The sequence below is a fragment of the Tessaracoccus flavescens genome, assembly GCF_001998865.1.
Lineage (GTDB): Bacteria > Actinomycetota > Actinomycetes > Propionibacteriales > Propionibacteriaceae > Arachnia > Arachnia flavescens.
Window position 1 is genome coordinate 3,096,963 of the sequence record NZ_CP019607.1, and the last position, 16,641, is coordinate 3,113,603.

The window sequence follows — 16,641 nt, forward strand, 5'->3', positions numbered from 1 at the left end:
AGGACCGATCAACGATGGAACCCTTCGTCAACCACACCGGCATCGCCGTCCCGCTGCAGCGCAGCAACGTCGACACCGACCAGATCATCCCTGCCGTCTACCTGAAGCGGATCACCCGCACCGGCTTCGAGGACGGGCTCTTCGCCGCATGGCGCAACGATCCCGAGTTCGTGCTCAACCGTGAGCCGTTCAGCACCGGGACGATCCTGATCCCCGGGCCCGACTTCGGCACCGGGTCGTCGCGTGAGCACGCCGTCTGGGCGCTGCAGAACTACGGCTTCAAGGTCATCATCGGCACCCGCTTCGGCGACATCTTCCGCTCCAACTCCGGAAAGGCAGGCCTCGTGGTCGCGCTCGTCTCCGAGGCCGACCGCGACGCGCTCTGGGCGGCCATCGAGGCCGACCCGAACGTCGACACAACGGTCGACCTGCCGAGCCAGACGATCACCCGCGGCGACCTGACGGTGACCTTCGAGATCGACGAGTACACGAAGCACCGCCTGCTCAACGGCCTCGACGACATCTCGATGACGCTGCAGCACGCCGACGACATCTCGGCCTACGAGGCGACCCGCCCGTCGTTCAAGCCGAAGACGCTTCCGGCGAAGACCGCCGGCTGATCCCGTCGCCCGCAACGGCCCGTCTCCGATGGAGGCGGGCCGTTCGTCGTGCCTGCTGATCCCGCCCGACCGTAGGGTTGTCGACCATGCATCCGGGTGATCAAGTCCGCCCTCGACGTCCGCGTCTACGAGAGCGGCTACAACCTCGTGGTGCGCTGCTTCGACGACGGCGAGCTGGTGTTCAAGGACCAGTTCGGGGGCTTCGTTCCCGTCACGCCGGGGCGCCATACGATTCGCTGCGAGACCCCAGGGCCGGGGCGGCTACGGAGAGGCGTCGCTGGTCGTCGACGTCGCGCCGGGGATGACGCTGCCCGTGTTCTACGCACCGCCGCTCGGCTATGTGTCGAAGGGTGCGCTGGCGCTCATGCCAGCTAGTCGGAGGTTGACCCGCGGTTCTCGATGATGCCCGCGACCACCGACACCGCAGTGGTGGAGCCACCGATCTGCGTGTCGTACGAGTAGGAACCGAGCACCGTGACGTACATCGTGACGATGTCGTCGGTCACCACATCAGCCACCAGGGCCGGGTCGGCATGACCACCGTGTTGATGTCGTAGTCGTTTCAGTCGCCCTCGGCACCTCCCGTGTTGGCCCGGAAGCCCTCGGTGCCGGTCGCAGCGTCGGCCTGGGTGACGTAGCCGTGGATGACGTACTTCTCACCGATGTGGCTGTCGGGATCCTTCTCGATCAGTTGCCAGTCGCGCCTGCTGATCTCCGAGTAGGCCGAAGGGTCGGTGAGTGCCGCCTTCGCCGCGGCCGATGCCTCAGCTTCTGCCTTTGCGGATGCCTCGGCCTCGGCCTTTGCGGACGCTTCCGCTTCCGCCTTCTCTGATGCCTCAGCTTCGGCCTTTGCCGAAGCCTCATCCTTTGCCGAAGCCTCAGCCTTTGCCGATGCCTCGGCGGCGTCCGCCTCTGACCCGGCATCGTCCGAAGGCGAGCCGGATGCCGTGGGGGTGACCGCGGTGGGCGACGGGTCTTTGGGGGCGTTCACGAGGGAGTTGATTCCGCCAAGCAGCACGAGGGCGGCGATCACCCAGACCCACCAACGCCGGTACCAGGCCTTCTTGGTGGGCGCGGGCGGCGGCGGGGCAGGGGGCTGGAACCCTGCTGGGCAGGGGGAGCAGTGAAACCCGGACCGTGGTCGGGGTGGTGAGCGGGGAAGCTCTGATTGGTTGCCATACATGGAAGGTAGGGATCGGCTCTGACAGTTCTGCAACGCCTCGGCTCGTCCCCTCTCGCGCGGTCCCAGTTCTGATTCTCCTGGGTCGTCCGGGAAGTGTGATCGGAGCGTGGCGGTGCTTGTCAGGGGACGATCGAGGGCCGACCCGTCCTGATGACTTTGTTATCAGATCGTTATTCGAGGTCTGGGATGCGGAGCTCAAGGCGGCGGCGTGCAGTCGCTCTAGCCTGCTCCGGGCGACGCTGGGAAGGCACAGACGGGCACGCTCGTCGCCTCCACGCCTCGCCGACGATGAGTCAGTCGGTGGGCGAGGCTGCCGCTCGCGTCGGCTCCGCTGTCGACTGCCCCACAGGCACACACGTCCAGCGAACTGGGCATGCACGCTCAGGTGAGTCTCCTCCAGGTTGCTCCAGACGGCTAGCGTTGGCCCAGACACACCATCAGGAGGATCCGTGAACGACCCCCATCTCTGGCTCGAAGCCGTCGAGGACGAGGCGGCGCTCGCATGGGTGAGGCAGCGTAACGCCGAGGCCGAGGCCGAACTGGCCGCCGGTGACGGATTCGCGGACCTCGAGGCCGGGCTGCTCGCCATCCACGACTCAGACCAGCAGATCCCGATGCCCACCAGGCACGGCGCCTGGTACTACAACTTCTGGCGCGACGCCGAGCATCCGCGCGGCATCTGGCGCCGGACCCGGCCCGACGAGTACCGCAGGGAGGAGCCCGTATGGCACACCGTCGTCGATCTCGATGCGCTCAACGAGGAAGAGGACGAGAACTGGGTCTGGCACGGCGTCGAGTTCCTCCGGCCCGACCATCCCCGCGTCCTGATCGCGCTGTCACGCGGCGGTGCTGACGCCGACGTCACCCGCGAGTTCGATCTCGAGACCGGCTCCTTCGTCACGGACGGATTCCTGCGGCCCGAGTCGAAGGGACGGCTCACCTGGCGCGACGAGAACTCCGTCTATCTCGTCGCCGACCTCGGCCCGGGCACCGTCAACCGCGCCGGCTACGCCCGCACCGCCCGGATCTGGCACCGCGGGACCACGATGAGCGAGGCCGAGACGGTGTTCGAGGGACCGGAGGACAACGCGGGCTACGGCATCTACGCCGGACGCGACCGCACCCCGGGCCACGAGCGTGACCACCTGCTCCAGTACCTCGACAGCCGCGACGCGCGCCTGCATCTCGCGGACGGGCAGGGCCGGTTCGTCCCGCTCGACGCGCCCGACTCGGCGATCAAACACCTCCACCGTGAATGGCTCCTGCTCGAACTGCGGGACGACTGGACGGTGGGGGAGACGACACACCCGGCCGGTTCGCTTCTCGTGACGCGGCTCGACGACTTCCAGGCCGGAGACCGCCACCTGACCACGCTCTTCACGCCCACCGACACGGCTGCGCTGTCCGACGTCACATTCACCCGCAACCACATCCTGCTCACCGTGCTAACGGATGTGGCCAGCGCCCTGACGATCGCGACGCCCGTCGATGGGGGCTGGCGGCTGCGGCCCCACGACGGCGTGCCAGCGCTCGGCACCATCCACGCTGCCGCCGTCGACGACGAGACCTCGGACGAGGTCTGGCTGGTGGTCACCGACTTCGTGACCCCCACCTCGCTGCTGCTCGCCGACCTGGGCTCCGACGCAGCGCCCGAACCACTGAAGGCCGAGCCGTCCTTCTTCGAGCACGAGGGGCTGAGCGTCAGCCAGCGCTTCGCCACCTCCGCCGACGGCACCCGCGTGCCCTATTTCCTCGTCGGTCAGCGTGACCTGGAACTCGACGGCTCGAATCCGACCCTGCTCTACGGCTACGGCGGCTTCGAGATCTCGCTCACCCCTGCCTACGCGCCGTCGGTCGGAAAGGGGTGGCTCGAGCGGGGTGGCGTCTATGTGGTCGCCAACATCCGCGGCGGCGGCGAGTACGGCCCGCGGTGGCACCAGGCCGCCCTCCGCGAGAACAGGCACCGCGCCTACGAGGACTTCGCAGCTGTCGCACGTGACCTCATCTCCACCGGCGTCACCACCGCGGCCAGGCTCGGCGTGCGGGGTGGAAGCAACGGCGGGCTGCTCACCGGGAACATGCTGACGCAGTACCCCGAGCTCTTCGGTGCCGTCGTGATCCAGGTGCCGCTGCTCGACATGCGCCGCTACAGCCAACTGCTCGCGGGCGCGTCCTGGATGGGAGAGTACGGAGATCCGGAGGTCGAGGACGACTGGGCCTTCATCCAGACGTTCTCGCCCTACCATCTCGTCGACGACCAGCGCGCCTATCCGCCCGCGCTGCTGCTCACGTCGACGCGCGACGACCGCGTACATCCCGGGCACGCCCGCAAGATGATGGCCCGGCTGCAGGAAGCAGGAAAGGACGTCTTGTACTTCGAGAACATCGAGGGCGGCCACGGCGGTGCGGCCGACAACAGGCAGCGCGCCCACATGGAGGCGCTCTACCTGCAGTTCCTCTGGGACCGCCTCGGGTGAGCTCAGCGCGTCGGCGCGGCGCAACGGCGAACCGTCCGTGGAGTAGCGGCGATCCCTGCGGCAGACCTACAGCGTCGCGCCGTCCGGTGGGAAGCACACGCCGCTGATCGCGCCGCCGTGATACTCATGGCGCGCTCGAACTGGACCGCAATGCCCCTGCGACCAGGGCGAGACGGCCACCGGGTTCGTCGACACGATGGAGGGCACCGCCTCGCTCGCCCCCGATCTGCTCAGAGCAGAGCGCGCCGACCGCGCGCGCCGCCGCGATCTAGCATGGATCCATGGCAGAGCCCCAGCAGCCCACCCGGCAGGTCGAACCCCTCTGGAGGGAGGTCGTCGGCGACGTGCTGCGACGCGAGCGCCGGGAGTCCGAGCTCCGGCTGGTCGACGTCGCCAGGCGCGCCGGGGTCTCGCCGCAGTACCTCTCCGAGGTGGAGCGGGGGCGCAAGGACGCGTCCTCCGAACTGCTGTCGGCCATCGCGGGGGCCCTCGACCTGACCGTTGTCGAGGTGGCCTCGCGAGCCGCCTCCGGCGCCCGCATCCCCGTCAGTGGCGGACGCGACGCCTTCTGCCTCGCCGCCTGAACCTCACGCCGCCCGTGCGGCGAGCACCGAGTCGACGATGCCGTACTCGACAGCGCGTTCGGGGGTGAGCACCAGGTCGCGCTCCGTGTCCTCGCGTACCTGCTCCGCGGAGCGTCCGGTGTGCGCGGCCAACAACTCCTCCAGCAGGCTCCGCGTGCGCTCCACCTCCTCGGCCTCCAGGATCAGGTCCGGGATCGCGCCTCGCCCCTCCGCGGCCGGCTGGTGCAGCACGACGCGCCCGTGGGGGAGGATCTGTCGGTGCCCGGGTGCGCCCCCTGCCAGCAGCACGGCGGCGGTGGCGACCGCTTGGCCGACGCAGGTCGTCTCCACGCGCGGACGGACGAACTGCATCGCGTCGTAGATGGCGAGCATCGAGGTGATGGAACCGCCAGGAGAGTTGAGGTAGACACCGATCGGGGCGTCCGGGTTGTCCGACTCGAGATGGATCAGCTGGGCGATCACGGCGTTGGCGACGCCGTCGTCGATCGGGGTGCCCAGGTAGAGGATCCGGTCGGCGAGCAGCCGTGAGTAGATGTCGGTGGTCTTCTCGCCCCGGTCGGTGCGGGTGGAGACGTAGGGGATCGTGTAGCCGCTCATGCCGCAGCCCCCAGCCCGATCGCCTGCCGGGGTCGCGGCCGGACCTCGTCGAGGGAGGTGACGACGTGGTCGACGAACCCGTAGGCGAGCGCCTCCTCGGCGTCGAACCACCGGTCGCGACGCGAGTCGCGCTCGACCTGCGCGACGTCCTGGCCGGTGTCCTCGGCGATGAGCCCGAGCACGGTGTCGCGGGTGCTGCGCAGCCCGTCCGCCTGGATCGCGATGTCCCCGGCGCTGCCGCCGAAGCCGGCGGAGCCCTGGTGGAGCAGCACCCGGGAGTGCCGCAGCGCGAAGCGGGCGCCCCGCGAGCCGGAGCTGAGCAGGAACTGTCCCGCGCTGTAGGCCATCCCGAGGTTGACGGTCCGGACGGTGTTGGGGATCAGCCGCATCGTGTCACGGATGGCGAGCATGCTCGGCACGGAGCCGCCTGGGGAGTTGATCCAGAGATAGATGTCTGCGGTCGGGTCCTCGGTGGCGAGCAGGATCAGCGCGGCACACAGCCGGTTGCCTACCGTCTCGTCGAGCGGGGTGCCCAGCAGGAGCGTGCGTTGCTCGAGCAGTCGCGAGGCGAGGTGGTCGTCGAGTGCGGTGAGTGGGTTCTCTTCCATGACTTCACCCTCGTCGCATGGGTGGGGGAAGCGAAGGGGACGCTGCCGTGAGCGGATCCGCCGTCGGCAGCGCGGTGCCGTGAACACCCACCCGCCTCGCCTGGTGCCTGCCCGTTGGGCTGCGGGGCGGTTGAGCGGTGGGCGGAAGGCGGCCGCTACCCTTGCCGTCATGAAACACAAGTGGCTCGCTCTCGCGCTGATCGTCCTCGCCGCGCTGGGCGCCTTCGGGGTCGCGTTCACCAGCGGCCACGACCCGCTCGTCTACGCGACGGGAGCCGTGATCGCCGCCACCTTGATCTTCGTGAAGCGGGACTGGTGGGCATGGGCCGCTATCGCGGCGGCGGCCCTCACCCTCGTCGTCGCCGTCGCCACCTCCGGCGGCAGCGGCTGGTATCTCGTGCCCTCGGCCTTCCTCACCGCCGTCGCCGGGATGCTCGACCTCGCCGCGCCCAGGAAGGTGGCCGCCTGATGGCATGGCGCAGGCCCCACTTCGACCTGACCAACACTGAGCCCGCCTCCCGGGTCTACCGCGCGATCGCGCACCTGGCGCGCAACCTCGTGCCCGTCTTGGCGAAGACGACGTGGACCGGTGGGGACAACGTTCCGCAGAGCGGGCCGGTCATCGTCATCGCCAACCACATCGGCAACTTCGACCCCATCGTGCTCGGCCAGTTCCTGATCTGGAACGGCCGCTGGCCCCGCTTCCTCGGCAAGTCCGACATCTGGAAGGTGCCGGTGCTCGGTTGGGTAGCGCGGCAGTGCGAACAGATCCCCGTCTACCGCAACACGGACCGGGCGGGCGAGTCGCTGGCCAACGCGGAGCGGGCCCTCGCCGAGGGAAAGATGGTGGCGATCTACCCCGAGGGGACGATCACGGCCGACCCGGACGGGTGGCCGATGAGCGGAAGGCGAGGCGCAGCCAGCCTCGCCCTGAAGACCGGGGCGCCCGTGCTCCCCGTCGCCCAGACCGGCGCAGAGAAGGTGCTCGGCGGCCGCCGCATCTCGCTGAAGTCACTGTTCGGGCGCCGCAAGGACGTCCAGGTGATGGCGGGTCCGCTGCTGGACCTCAGCCGGTGGGAGGGCAGGGAGCCGACCAAGGAGGTTCTCGACGAGGTCACCACCTATTTCCTCGACACGCTGCGCGACATGCGCGCCGAGCTGACCGGCCTCGAGCCGCCGAAGGGGCGCTTCGACCTGCGGCAGGGGCGCCGCGTGGAGATCGAGGCCGATCGCGGCGAGTAGAGTGACGCTCGCCATCCATCTGAGGAGGAATCCCTGTGAGTGACCGCAAGCGCGTCGCGCTGATCTTCGGCGGCCAGTCGTCCGAGCACGGCATCTCGTGCCTGACCGCGTCATCGGTGCTGAAGGCGATCGACAAGGACCGGTTCGAGGTCGTCGGCGTCGGCATCACGAAGAACGGCACCTGGGAGCAGGTCCCGCTTGAGGTCATCGAGAACTACGCCATCGTCGACGGGGTCGCGCCCGAGGTCGAGGAGGCCCCACACGAGGCCGTATGGATGGTCGGCGAGAACGGCTGCGAGGTGGCGACCCGCGAGGGGGAGACGCTGGTCGACATCCACGGCGTCGACGTCGCCTTCGCGCTGCTGCACGGGCCCTACGGTGAGGACGGCACCATCCAGGGACTCTTCGAGATGATGGGCATCCGCTACGTCGGCAGTGGAGTCACCGCGTCCGCGATCGGCATGGACAAGCACTTCATGAAGGTCGCCTTCGAGGCCGCCGGGCTTCCCGTCTACCCGTACGTCGCCGCGAGCGCGCTGCGCCTCGAACAGGACCGCGACGCCGTCCTCGCCGAAATCAACAAGCTCACCTACCCGCTGTTCGTGAAGCCGGCCCGCGGCGGCTCGTCGATCGGCATCTCGCGGGTCAGCGACCCCTCCGAACTGGAGGCGGCCATCGCGGAGGCCCAGAAGTTCGACCCCAAGATCGTCGTCGAGCAGGGCCTCGTCGGCGCCCGCGAACTCGAGTGCGCCGTCCTCGGCAACCCCGAGTCCCCGCTGGGCTGCGACGCCTCGGTGATCGGTGAGATCCGCGTCCTCGCGGCCGACGGCTTCTACGACTACGAGTCCAAGTACTTCGACGAGGACGGCGCGGCCCTCGACGCCCCGGCAGACATCTCGCCAGAACTCTCCGAGCGGCTCCGTGAACTCGCGAAGCGCTCCTTCGTCGCGGTCGACGCCGAGGGACTCGTCCGCTCCGACTTCTTCGTCTCCGGCGACGAGATCTACATCAACGAGGTCAACACCATGCCGGGCTTCACCCAGATCTCCATGTTCCCGACCCTCTGGCAGGAGGGTGGAATGAGCTACGCCGACCTCGTCGGACGGCTCATCGACCTCGCCCTCGAGCGCCCGGTGGGGCTGCGCTGACGTGGCGGGCGAGTTCGAACTGATCGAGTCCATCACCAGCGACCTCACCGTCGGTGACGACGTGATGCTCTCGGTGGGAGACGACGCCGCGGTGCTGCGCTTCAGCGGAGACACGGTCGTCACCACCGACATGCTGATCGAGAACGTCCACTTCAAGCGGCAGTGGTCCTCGGCCAGCGCCGTCGGACGCAAGGCCGTCGCGGTCAACGTCTCCGATGTCGAGGCGATGGGGGCGCGGCCGAGCGCCGTCGTGGTCGCCCTTGCCTTCCCGAAGGACCTCGACCAGGCGTGGGTCGCGGAGTTCGAGGACGGCGTCAAGGAGGAGTGCGCGACCGCCGGGGTGAGCCTCGTCGGCGGCGACCTGAGCTCGGCGTCGGTGATCTCCATCTGCGTCACAGCCATCGGCGACCTCGAGGGACGCCCTCCCGTGACGCGCTTCGGTGCGAAGGTCGGCGAGGTCGTCGCGGTCACCGGCCGGCTCGGGTGGTCGGCCGCCGGCCTGACCGTCCTGCAGCGCGGCTTCGGCTCGCCGAAGGACATGGTCGCCGAACATCTCACCCCGAGCGTCCCGTACGGCCAGGGCATCGTCGCGAACGACGGGGGTGCGACGGCGATGCTCGACGTCTCCGACGGACTGCTCGCCGATCTCGGCCACCTTGCCGAACGCTCCCGGGTCGGGATCGACGTCGACCCGTCGTCCGTCGAGATCCCCGACGGCGTCGCCCGCGTGTCCGCCGCCACCGGCCGTGATCCGCTCGGCTTCGTGCTCGCCGGCGGTGAGGACCACGCGCTCGTGGCGACGTTCCGCAACGAGGCCGTCGTGCCCAAGGGATGGCGCGTGATCGGCAGGGTCACCGACTCCGGCTCGGTCACCGTCGACGGCGAACCCTGGGAGGGCTCGGCAGGCTGGGACCACTTCGCCTGATCAGAAGCCGGGGTAGGTCTGCTCCGGCAGGCCGAGCACCAGCTTGAGCGGGGCAGGCAGCCCCGCGTCGACGTCCGTCAGGTCGAGCTCGAGCCGGATCACGCCGTCCTCGACGCTGCGCCCCGTGATCTCGACGCCTTCGGCGTTGGGCTGCACGGCGTCGGCGTCCGCCTGGGTCGCCCCCTCCTTGACCAGGCAGGCCCAGCCTCGCCCCTCGCCGTCATCGACGGACGCTCCGATTCCGATGCCCTGGAACGAGAGGCTGGCGTACTCGGCCCCTGCCAGGCACGGCATGAGGGCGGAGATCGCGGGATGCTCCGAGACGGGGGCGTCATCGCTCAGCAGCGGCGCGCCCCGCTCGTGGTCGACGCTGAGGATCGTGTCGTCGACGATGGCGACATCGGGCGGTCCGAGCGGACTCCCGGAGGCGGGTGCGACGTAGCGGTCTCCCTTGCGGGCGTAACCGGCCTCGTCGAGCCTCTGGCGCGAGGACTCGAGCAGGGACCCGCCCGCCCCGCCGACGATGGTGAAGGAACGTACCCCTGCCGCCGTCGCCTGGACGCTCCAGTCGAAGTCGAGATCCGTCACCAGCACCGGAGAGTCGGGGACAGGAGGATTCGCGAAGCTCCCGGTCTGCAGCACCCAGTCGCGACCCTCGCCCTCGTAGGGCCTCGTGGTCGTCGTGCGGTCCAGATCCCAGTCACGGGCCACGGCCTCCGCGTCCATGAAGAGCAGCGTGCCGACCTCCGCGGAGTTGATCCCCGAACTGACCCGAGAGCTTCAGCCTAACTGCCCGAGTCAGCGCGCGGGACGTCGAGTGGATCGACGCCACCATCGTCGCTCTGACAGGCGGTGAGGGAGAGGATGAGCAGTGCTGCTGGGACACTCGCTCGGCGCATACCCCGACCATGGGCGCGACCAGGTTCACCCCACGCCCACCGGCATTTCGGATGCAGCGACGGCGTGGGGGATAGGTCTGCGGGGGCCGCGTGAGTTAGCGTTACGCCCATGGCGTCCCGCGGAACTTCCTCCTCAGCGCGGAACACCAGCACTACGACGCGCTCAAAGAGCTCGTCAGGCGCTGCACGTTCCACCACCAAGAAACCGGCCCCGAAGCCGGCGACCAAGTCGTCGGCGGCCGCGTCGCGCTCGCGCGCGTCCACCACACGCACGACGAGGGTCCAGCCCAAGCAGGGACCGGGTGTTGGCATGGCGATCCTGAAGGGGATCGGGGCCATCTTCTCCGGCCTTGCCGGCGGTGTCGGCTGGGTGGCCCGCAGTTTCGGTGGCGCCGCGAAGGACGTCGACCCGAAGCTGCGTCGCGACGGGTGGGGGCTCCTGCTGCTCTCGCTCGGCATCGTCGTCGCCGCCCGGTTCTGGTTCGCGCTCCCCGGCCCGGTCGGTGAGGCGCTCGGGACGGGCATCTCGACGGTGTTCGGGAGCCTCTCGCCGGTCGTGCCCGCCGTCCTGCTGTACGGCGCATGGCGGGTGCTGCGGCACCCGCGCGAGGTGGACGTCGCACCACGGACCGGCCTTGGTTGGATGCTGATCACGCTCGGCGGGCTCGGCCTCGTGCACATCGCCCGTGGTCTCCCCAAGCCGACCGACATGGACGCCGTCCGCGAGGCAGGCGGCGTGCTGGGCTACGTCAGCTCGAGCATCCTGACCGACCTGCTCACCGTCTATGTGAGCGTCCCGATCCTCGCGATCGTCACCCTCTTCGGCGTGCTGATCGTGATCGGCCGCCCCCTCAACGAGATCGTCCGCGGCATCGGGGTGGCCTTCGGCTCGCTCGTGGAGCGCGACGATGACGCCTCCCCGAACGAGAAGCTCAAGCTCGGCGTCGACGTGCCCTACGACACCCCGCTCGTCGAGGACGAGGTCGACTACGACTACGCCGACGAGGTCTACGACCTCGCCAACGAGCCGAGCGACGATTTCGTGCTTCCCGCTGCCGCCGCCGCCGAGCCCGAACCGGAGCCCGAGCCCGCTCCGCGTCAGCGCTCGAAGGCCGGGCTGCCGAAGGACGAGCCGCGCGACCTGGAGCCTCCGGAGCACACCAGCCCGCCCCCGCGTGCGGAGCAGCTCCAGCTCAGCGGCGACATCGCCTACCTGCTCCCGGAAGAACAGCTGCTCAAGCCAGGGTCGAAGCCGAAGAGCCGCACCGACGCCTCAGACAAGGTGGTGCGCCAGCTCGCCGCGGTGCTGAGCGAGTTCGAGATCGACGCCCGGGTCACCGGTTACACGCGCGGCCCGACGGTCACCCGTTACGAGGTCGAGCTCGGCTCGGCGATCAAGGTCAGCAAGGTCACCGGCCTCGCCGACAACATCGCCTACGCCGTCGGATCGAACGAGATCCGGATCCTGACCCCCATCCCGGGCAAGTCCGCCATCGGCATCGAGATCCCGAACCTGGACAAGGAGGTCGTCTCGCTCGGCGACGTGCTGCGCTCGCAGAAGGCCCGCAACGACCACCACCCGATGACGGTCGGCCTAGGCAAGGACGTCGAGGGTGGGTTCGTGCTGGCCAACATGGCCAAGATGCCCCACCTGCTGGTGGCAGGCGCCACCGGCTCCGGCAAGTCGAGCTTCATCAACTCGCTGATCACCTCGATCATGATGCGCGCGACCCCGGACGAGGTCCGCCTGCTGCTCGTCGACCCGAAGCGTGTCGAACTCAACCAGTACGAAGGCATCCCGCACCTCGTCACGCCCATCATCACGAACCCGAAGAAGGCGGCAGAGGCCCTCGCGTGGGTGGTGCGCGAGATGGACATGCGCTACGACGATCTCGCCGCCTTCGGCTTCCGTCACGTCGACGACTTCAACAAGGCCGTCAAGGCCGGCCAGGTGAAGGTCCCCGAAGGGTCAGAGCGGGTGCTGCACCCGTACCCCTACCTGCTCGTGGTCGTCGACGAGCTCGCCGACCTGATGATGGTCGCCCCGCGCGACGTCGAGGAGTCTGTGGTGCGCATCACGCAGCTCGCCCGAGCCGCGGGCATCCACCTCGTCCTCGCCACGCAGCGACCCTCCACCGACGTCGTGACGGGCCTGATCAAGGCGAACGTCCCCTCACGGCTCGCCTTCGCCACCTCATCGATGACCGACTCCCGCGTCATCCTCGACCAGCCGGGCGCCGAGAAGCTCGTCGGAAAGGGCGACGGCCTGTTCCTGCCGATGGGTGCAGGCAAGCCGATCCGCGTCCAGGGCGCCTGGGTCAACGAGTCCGAGATCCGCGACATCGTCGCGTTCGTCTCCGAACAGCTCCAGCCCAACTACCGCGAGGACGTCACCGCGGCGGCCGGGGCGGAGAAGAAGGTCGTCGACGACATCGGCGACGACCTCGAACTGGTGCTTGATGCGTGCCGTCTCATCGTCGAGCTCCAGCTCGGCTCGACCTCGATGCTCCAGCGCAAGCTGCGGGTCGGGTTCGCCAAGGCAGGCCGCCTGATGGACATCCTGGAGAGCAGGGGAGTGGTCGGTCCGTCCGAAGGGTCGAAGGCCCGTGAGGTGCTCGTGAAGCCGGACGACCTGGATGAAGTGTTGGCCAATCTCGCCAACGGATGACGATAATGGGTCAGATGACTACCTCCCAGCGCTCGGTGCACATCGCCTCCCTCGGCTGCGCACGCAATGACGTCGACTCAGAGGAGCTGGCGGCGAGGCTCGAGGTCGGCGGGTTCACCCTCGTCGACAATCCCGAGGACGCCGAGACCGTGGTGGTCAACACGTGCGGCTTCGTCGACCAGGCGAAGAAGGACTCCATCGACACCCTGCTCGCGGCCGCGGATCTCAAGGGTGACGGCACGGTGAAGTCGGTGGTGGCCGTCGGCTGCATGGCTGAGCGCTACGGCGTCGAGCTGGCCTCCGAACTGCCTGAGGCCGACGCCGTGCTCGGCTTCGACGACTACGCCGACATCTCCGACCGGCTCCGCTCGATCCTCGACGGCGAGAAGCTCATCTCGCATGTTCCGCGGGACCGGCGCAAGCTGCTCCCGCTGAGCCCGTCGGCCAGGCGCGAGGCCGCGGCGGGTCTCGCCGTCCCCGGCCACGCACCGCTTCCCGAGGGCCTCGCCCCGGCAAGCGGCCCGAAGGCCTTCCGTCGCCGCCTCGGCGACGGGCCAGCTGCCTCTCTGAAGATCGCCTCCGGCTGCGACCGGCGCTGCGCCTTCTGCGCCATCCCAGCCTTCCGTGGCAGCTATCTGTCGCGCCCCATGGACGAGCTCGAGGACGAGGCGCGCTGGCTCGTCGACAGCGGCGTGAAGGAGCTGTTCCTCGTCTCAGAGAACACCTCCTCCTACGGCAAGGACCTCGGCTCGGAGCACCGCCTTGAGAGGTTGTTGCAGCGGCTCTCCGGCATCGACGGCCTCGAGTGGATCCGTGTGTCGTACCTGCAACCGGCGGAGATCCGGCCAGGGCTGATCGACGCCATGCTCGGCACGGAAAAGGTCGTCCCCTACTTCGATCTCAGCTTCCAGCACGCCTCGCGTGACGTGCTGCGCTCCATGCGCCGCTTCGGCGAGGCGGAGGCCTTTCTGTCGCTGATCGGGCGCATCCGGGCCTCGGCCCCCGAGGCGGGCATCCGCAGCAACGTGATCGCCGGTTTCCCGGGCGAGACGCAGGCCGATGTCGAGATCCTGCGGCAGTTCATCATTGACGCGAACCTCGACGTGCTCGGCGTCTTCGGCTACTCCGACGAGGAGGGCACCGAGGGGGTCGGACTGCCTGGCCACCTCTCCGACGAGGAGATCGAGGAGCGTCGCGCCATGCTTGCCGATGTGGCCATCGAGGTCTGCGAGGCGCGCGCCGCCGACCGGATCGGGGAGGACGTCATCGTCCTCGTCGAGGACGCGGAAGGCACGGGCCGGGCCATGCACCAGGCGCCGGAGACCGACGGCATCGTCACCCTGGACGGCCCCGCCGTCGTGGGTGACCTGATCACAGCCCGGGTGACCGACTCGGACGGCATCGACCTGATCGCGGAGGCGAAGTGAGCGAGAATCCGGCGGAAGCCAAACCGAGCAACTGGAATGTGCCAAACATCCTGACGGTCGTGCGCATCATCCTGGTCCCCATCTACGTCGTCCTGATGTTCCTCGGGCCCGAGGCGTTCTCGTGGCGGCTCGCCGCGACCATTGTCTTCACGGCCGCGATGCTCACCGACCTGGCCGACGGTCACATCGCCCGCAAGTACAACCTGATCACGGACTTCGGCAAGCTCTGGGACCCGATCGCGGACAAGGCGCTCACGGGTGCGGCGTTCATCACGCTCAGTATCCTGGGCGACCTGCCCTGGGTGTTCACAGTGATCATCCTGGTGCGCGAATGGGGCATCACCTGGGTGCGCGAAGTGCTCAAGAAGTACGGGACGGTCATGGCCGCCAACAAGGGTGGCAAGGCCAAGACCGTCACCCAGACGCTCGCCCTCATCCTGTTCAACCTCAATCTCGACTTCCTGCCCGGCCCGCTCCAGGTCCTCGCCTGGGTGCTGATGTGGGCAGCGCTGATCCTCACCGTCATCACCGGGATCGACTACCTGCGGCACGCCTGGAGGATCCGCCGCGACGCGCTCGCGAAGCGGGATGGGTCGGTAGCCTGAAAGTCCCCCCACGATTGTCTGTAGGAGGAACCATGTCGCTGGCTGAGGACGTCATCAAGAAGATGGCCGGACGCACCGTCACCCTTTCCACCTGCGAGTCGCTCACCGGCGGCGGGATCGGCGCGGCCCTGACGTCGGTCCCCGGCGCCTCCGCGGTCTTCCGTGGCGCCCTCGTCACCTATGCCCGTGAATTGAAGGCCTCGCTCGCAGGCGTGGACGAGGAACTGATCGCCAACGAGGGAGTGGTCAACGAGTTGACCGCCCTCCAGATGGCGCTGGGGGCCCAGGCCGCCTGCGGTTCCGACTGGGCCGTCTCCACCACGGGCGTCGCCGGCCCGACCGAGACCGACGGCGCGAAGGTGGGCACGGTCTGGTTCGCCGTAGTCGGCCCGCGGGTGGGCATGTCGGACTGGCCCGAGTACACCGAACTCAAGCAGTTCGAGGGAGACCGTGAGCAGATCCGCTCGGCCGCCATCGAGCACGCGCTTTCAATGCTGTTGCGCGTTTTGTAACCGGTTCGCGGTCAGGGAACAAATCACATCCTCTGGTGGTTGTACCCCATGTAGGCGGGCATCCGGTCCGCCAGCAAGGTAGGTAAGCCGTGAAGACGATTCTGATTCGTAAGGTGATGGGTGAGACGCTCCGGGAGCTCCGGATGGCCGCCGGCATGACCCTGCGAGAGGTCTCCATGGCCAGCATGGTCTCACTTGGATATCTGTCCGAGATCGAGCGGGGTCACAAGGAGGCATCGAGCGAGGTGCTGTTCTCCATTGCGTCCGCCCTTGACGTGTCCCTTTCCGAACTGATGATCTCCATCAGCGGGAAGCTAGCTGCCCTCGAAGCCGAGCGCCTGCCGCGCGTCGCGGCGGCCGCGTAGGGCGGTAGTCTCGCCGGGGCGACCCGCCTCGACGACATGAACTTCGATGCCGGCGTCACGGAACGCGTCCAGCTCATCCTCGGGAGCCTCCGAGTCGGTGACGAGGACATGGAAGTCCGTGACGTCGGCCATTTTTGCGAGCGTGCGGTTTCCCAGCTTGCTCGAGTCCACCGCCACGATCACCCGCTGTGCGCGTTCGATCATCGCGTAGTTGGTCCTCGCCTCTATCTCGTCGTGCGTCGTGAGCCCACCGGTGGCGCTCACGCCGTCCGCGCCGATCACAGCAGTGCCCACGTTGACCAGCTTCATGGTCGACTCCGCGAGCGAACCAACCAGTTCGAGCGAGCTGGAGCGCAGGACGCCGCCGGCGATGAGCACCCGCGCCTGCCCCATCTCCGCCGCCTCGAGCCCGATGCTCAGCGAGTTGGTGATGATCGTCAGGTCGTCGCGGTTGCGCAGCGCACGCAGCACCTCGGCCGTGGTCGTGCCGCCGGTCAGCCCTATGGCGTGCTTGCCGTGCGGAATCAGGCCCGCAACGGTGCGCGCGATGCGCCGCTTGGACTCCTGGTTGCGGCCGTCGCGCAGGCGCACGGGGAGCTCCCGGTTGCCCTTGACCGGCCGGGCGCCTCCGTGGGTGCGCTCGAGCAGACCCTGAGCGGCGAGCAGCGCCACATCACGGCGGATCGTCGCCGCTGAGGCGTCGAGCGTCTCCGCCAGGTAGGAGAGCGGCAGTTGGCCCTGTTCTGTCAGGAGCGCCAGGAGAGCGACCATCCGATCGGAT

Annotated in this window: 18 protein-coding genes; 12 read left to right on the forward strand and 6 right to left on the reverse strand. The window is 68.7% G+C overall.

Annotated features, from left to right (window positions below):
• The first annotated feature begins 14 nt into the window (after nucleotides 1-14).
• The gene (gene leuD, locus BW733_RS15025) at nucleotides 15-620 is read left to right on the forward strand and encodes a 3-isopropylmalate dehydratase small subunit (RefSeq protein ID WP_077351743.1); all 606 of its coding nucleotides are present in this window, start codon (nucleotides 15-17) and stop codon (nucleotides 618-620) included.
• 371 nt (nucleotides 621-991) lie between these two features.
• On the opposite strand, the gene BW733_RS18365 is transcribed toward leuD, so the two are convergent.
• The gene (locus BW733_RS18365) at nucleotides 992-1,138 is read right to left on the reverse strand and encodes a hypothetical protein (RefSeq protein ID WP_161490256.1); all 147 of its coding nucleotides are present in this window, start codon (nucleotides 1,136-1,138) and stop codon (nucleotides 992-994) included.
• 44 nt (nucleotides 1,139-1,182) lie between these two features.
• Nucleotides 1,183-1,653, reverse strand: a complete 471-nt coding sequence (locus BW733_RS18660) for a hypothetical protein (protein ID WP_077351745.1) — start codon at nucleotides 1,651-1,653, stop codon at nucleotides 1,183-1,185.
• Between the two features lie 599 nt (nucleotides 1,654-2,252).
• Between BW733_RS18660 and BW733_RS15035 the strand changes: the two genes are divergently transcribed.
• Together BW733_RS15035 and BW733_RS15040 are read left to right on the forward strand one after the other, a co-directional pair.
• Nucleotides 2,253-4,280: a prolyl oligopeptidase family serine peptidase gene (locus BW733_RS15035; RefSeq protein WP_237268226.1), complete on the forward strand. Its 2,028-nt coding sequence runs from the start codon at nucleotides 2,253-2,255 to the stop codon at nucleotides 4,278-4,280.
• Nucleotides 4,281-4,561: 281 nt separating this feature from the next.
• Nucleotides 4,562-4,864, forward strand: coding sequence for a helix-turn-helix domain-containing protein (locus tag BW733_RS15040; protein WP_077351749.1), 303 nt, complete (start codon nucleotides 4,562-4,564; stop codon nucleotides 4,862-4,864).
• Between the two features lie 3 nt (nucleotides 4,865-4,867).
• Here the strand turns inward: BW733_RS15040 and BW733_RS15045 are convergent, their stop codons facing one another.
• Together BW733_RS15045 and BW733_RS15050 are read right to left on the reverse strand one after the other, a co-directional pair.
• Nucleotides 4,868-5,461 (reverse strand): ClpP family protease, encoded by a 594-nt coding sequence (locus tag BW733_RS15045; protein ID WP_077351751.1) that lies wholly within the window; start codon nucleotides 5,459-5,461, stop codon nucleotides 4,868-4,870.
• Entirely contained in the window at nucleotides 5,458-6,069 is a 612-nt protein-coding gene (locus BW733_RS15050) for a ClpP family protease (RefSeq protein WP_077351753.1), read from the reverse strand. Before BW733_RS15050 ends, BW733_RS15045 begins: the two co-directional genes overlap by 4 nt.
• Nucleotides 6,070-6,238: 169 nt before the next feature.
• Here BW733_RS15050 and BW733_RS18370 point away from each other — a divergent pair, with 169 nt between their 5' ends.
• From BW733_RS18370 to BW733_RS15065, 4 genes are read left to right on the forward strand one after another with little or no spacing between them, the layout of a single operon-like run.
• On the forward strand, nucleotides 6,239-6,538 hold the full coding sequence (locus tag BW733_RS18370; RefSeq protein ID WP_161490257.1) for a hypothetical protein: 300 nt from the start codon (nucleotides 6,239-6,241) through the stop codon (nucleotides 6,536-6,538).
• A complete protein-coding gene (locus BW733_RS15055; RefSeq protein ID WP_161490258.1) occupies nucleotides 6,538-7,311 on the forward strand; it encodes a lysophospholipid acyltransferase family protein in 774 nt (257 codons plus the stop codon). The genes BW733_RS18370 and BW733_RS15055 overlap by 1 nt, the downstream gene beginning before the upstream one ends.
• A 35-nt stretch (nucleotides 7,312-7,346) precedes the next feature.
• The gene (locus BW733_RS15060; protein WP_077351757.1) at nucleotides 7,347-8,459 is read left to right on the forward strand and encodes a D-alanine--D-alanine ligase family protein; all 1,113 of its coding nucleotides are present in this window, start codon (nucleotides 7,347-7,349) and stop codon (nucleotides 8,457-8,459) included.
• A gap of 1 nt (nucleotide 8,460) precedes the next feature.
• Complete coding sequence (locus BW733_RS15065; protein WP_077351759.1) at nucleotides 8,461-9,384, forward strand: thiamine-phosphate kinase; 924 nt, start codon at nucleotides 8,461-8,463, stop codon at nucleotides 9,382-9,384.
• Here the strand turns inward: BW733_RS15065 and BW733_RS15070 are convergent, their stop codons facing one another.
• A complete protein-coding gene (locus BW733_RS15070; protein WP_077351761.1) occupies nucleotides 9,385-10,110 on the reverse strand; it encodes a hypothetical protein in 726 nt (241 codons plus the stop codon).
• Nucleotides 10,111-10,392: 282 nt separating this feature from the next.
• On the opposite strand from BW733_RS15070, the gene BW733_RS15080 reads away from it, so the two are divergent.
• From BW733_RS15080 to BW733_RS15100, 5 genes are all read left to right on the forward strand, one after another.
• Complete coding sequence (locus tag BW733_RS15080; RefSeq protein WP_152024748.1) at nucleotides 10,393-12,951, forward strand: FtsK/SpoIIIE family DNA translocase; 2,559 nt, start codon at nucleotides 10,393-10,395, stop codon at nucleotides 12,949-12,951.
• 14 nt (nucleotides 12,952-12,965) lie between these two features.
• A complete protein-coding gene (rimO, locus tag BW733_RS15085) occupies nucleotides 12,966-14,378 on the forward strand; it encodes a 30S ribosomal protein S12 methylthiotransferase RimO (protein ID WP_077351765.1) in 1,413 nt (470 codons plus the stop codon).
• Nucleotides 14,375-14,983 carry a CDP-diacylglycerol--glycerol-3-phosphate 3-phosphatidyltransferase gene (gene pgsA, locus BW733_RS15090; RefSeq protein WP_077351769.1) on the forward strand — a complete coding sequence of 203 codons (609 nt, stop codon included), beginning with the start codon at nucleotides 14,375-14,377 and terminating at the stop codon, nucleotides 14,981-14,983. Before rimO ends, pgsA begins: the two co-directional genes overlap by 4 nt.
• A 32-nt stretch (nucleotides 14,984-15,015) precedes the next feature.
• Nucleotides 15,016-15,495, forward strand: coding sequence for a CinA family protein (locus BW733_RS15095; protein ID WP_077351770.1), 480 nt, complete (start codon nucleotides 15,016-15,018; stop codon nucleotides 15,493-15,495).
• Between the two features lie 89 nt (nucleotides 15,496-15,584).
• Complete coding sequence (locus BW733_RS15100; protein ID WP_077351771.1) at nucleotides 15,585-15,860, forward strand: helix-turn-helix domain-containing protein; 276 nt, start codon at nucleotides 15,585-15,587, stop codon at nucleotides 15,858-15,860.
• Here BW733_RS15100 and BW733_RS15105 read toward each other — a convergent pair.
• On the reverse strand, nucleotides 15,810-16,631 hold the full coding sequence (locus tag BW733_RS15105; RefSeq protein ID WP_077353054.1) for a DeoR/GlpR family DNA-binding transcription regulator: 822 nt from the start codon (nucleotides 16,629-16,631) through the stop codon (nucleotides 15,810-15,812). The genes BW733_RS15100 and BW733_RS15105 overlap by 51 nt on opposite strands.
• Nucleotides 16,632-16,641: the final 10 nt, after the last annotated feature.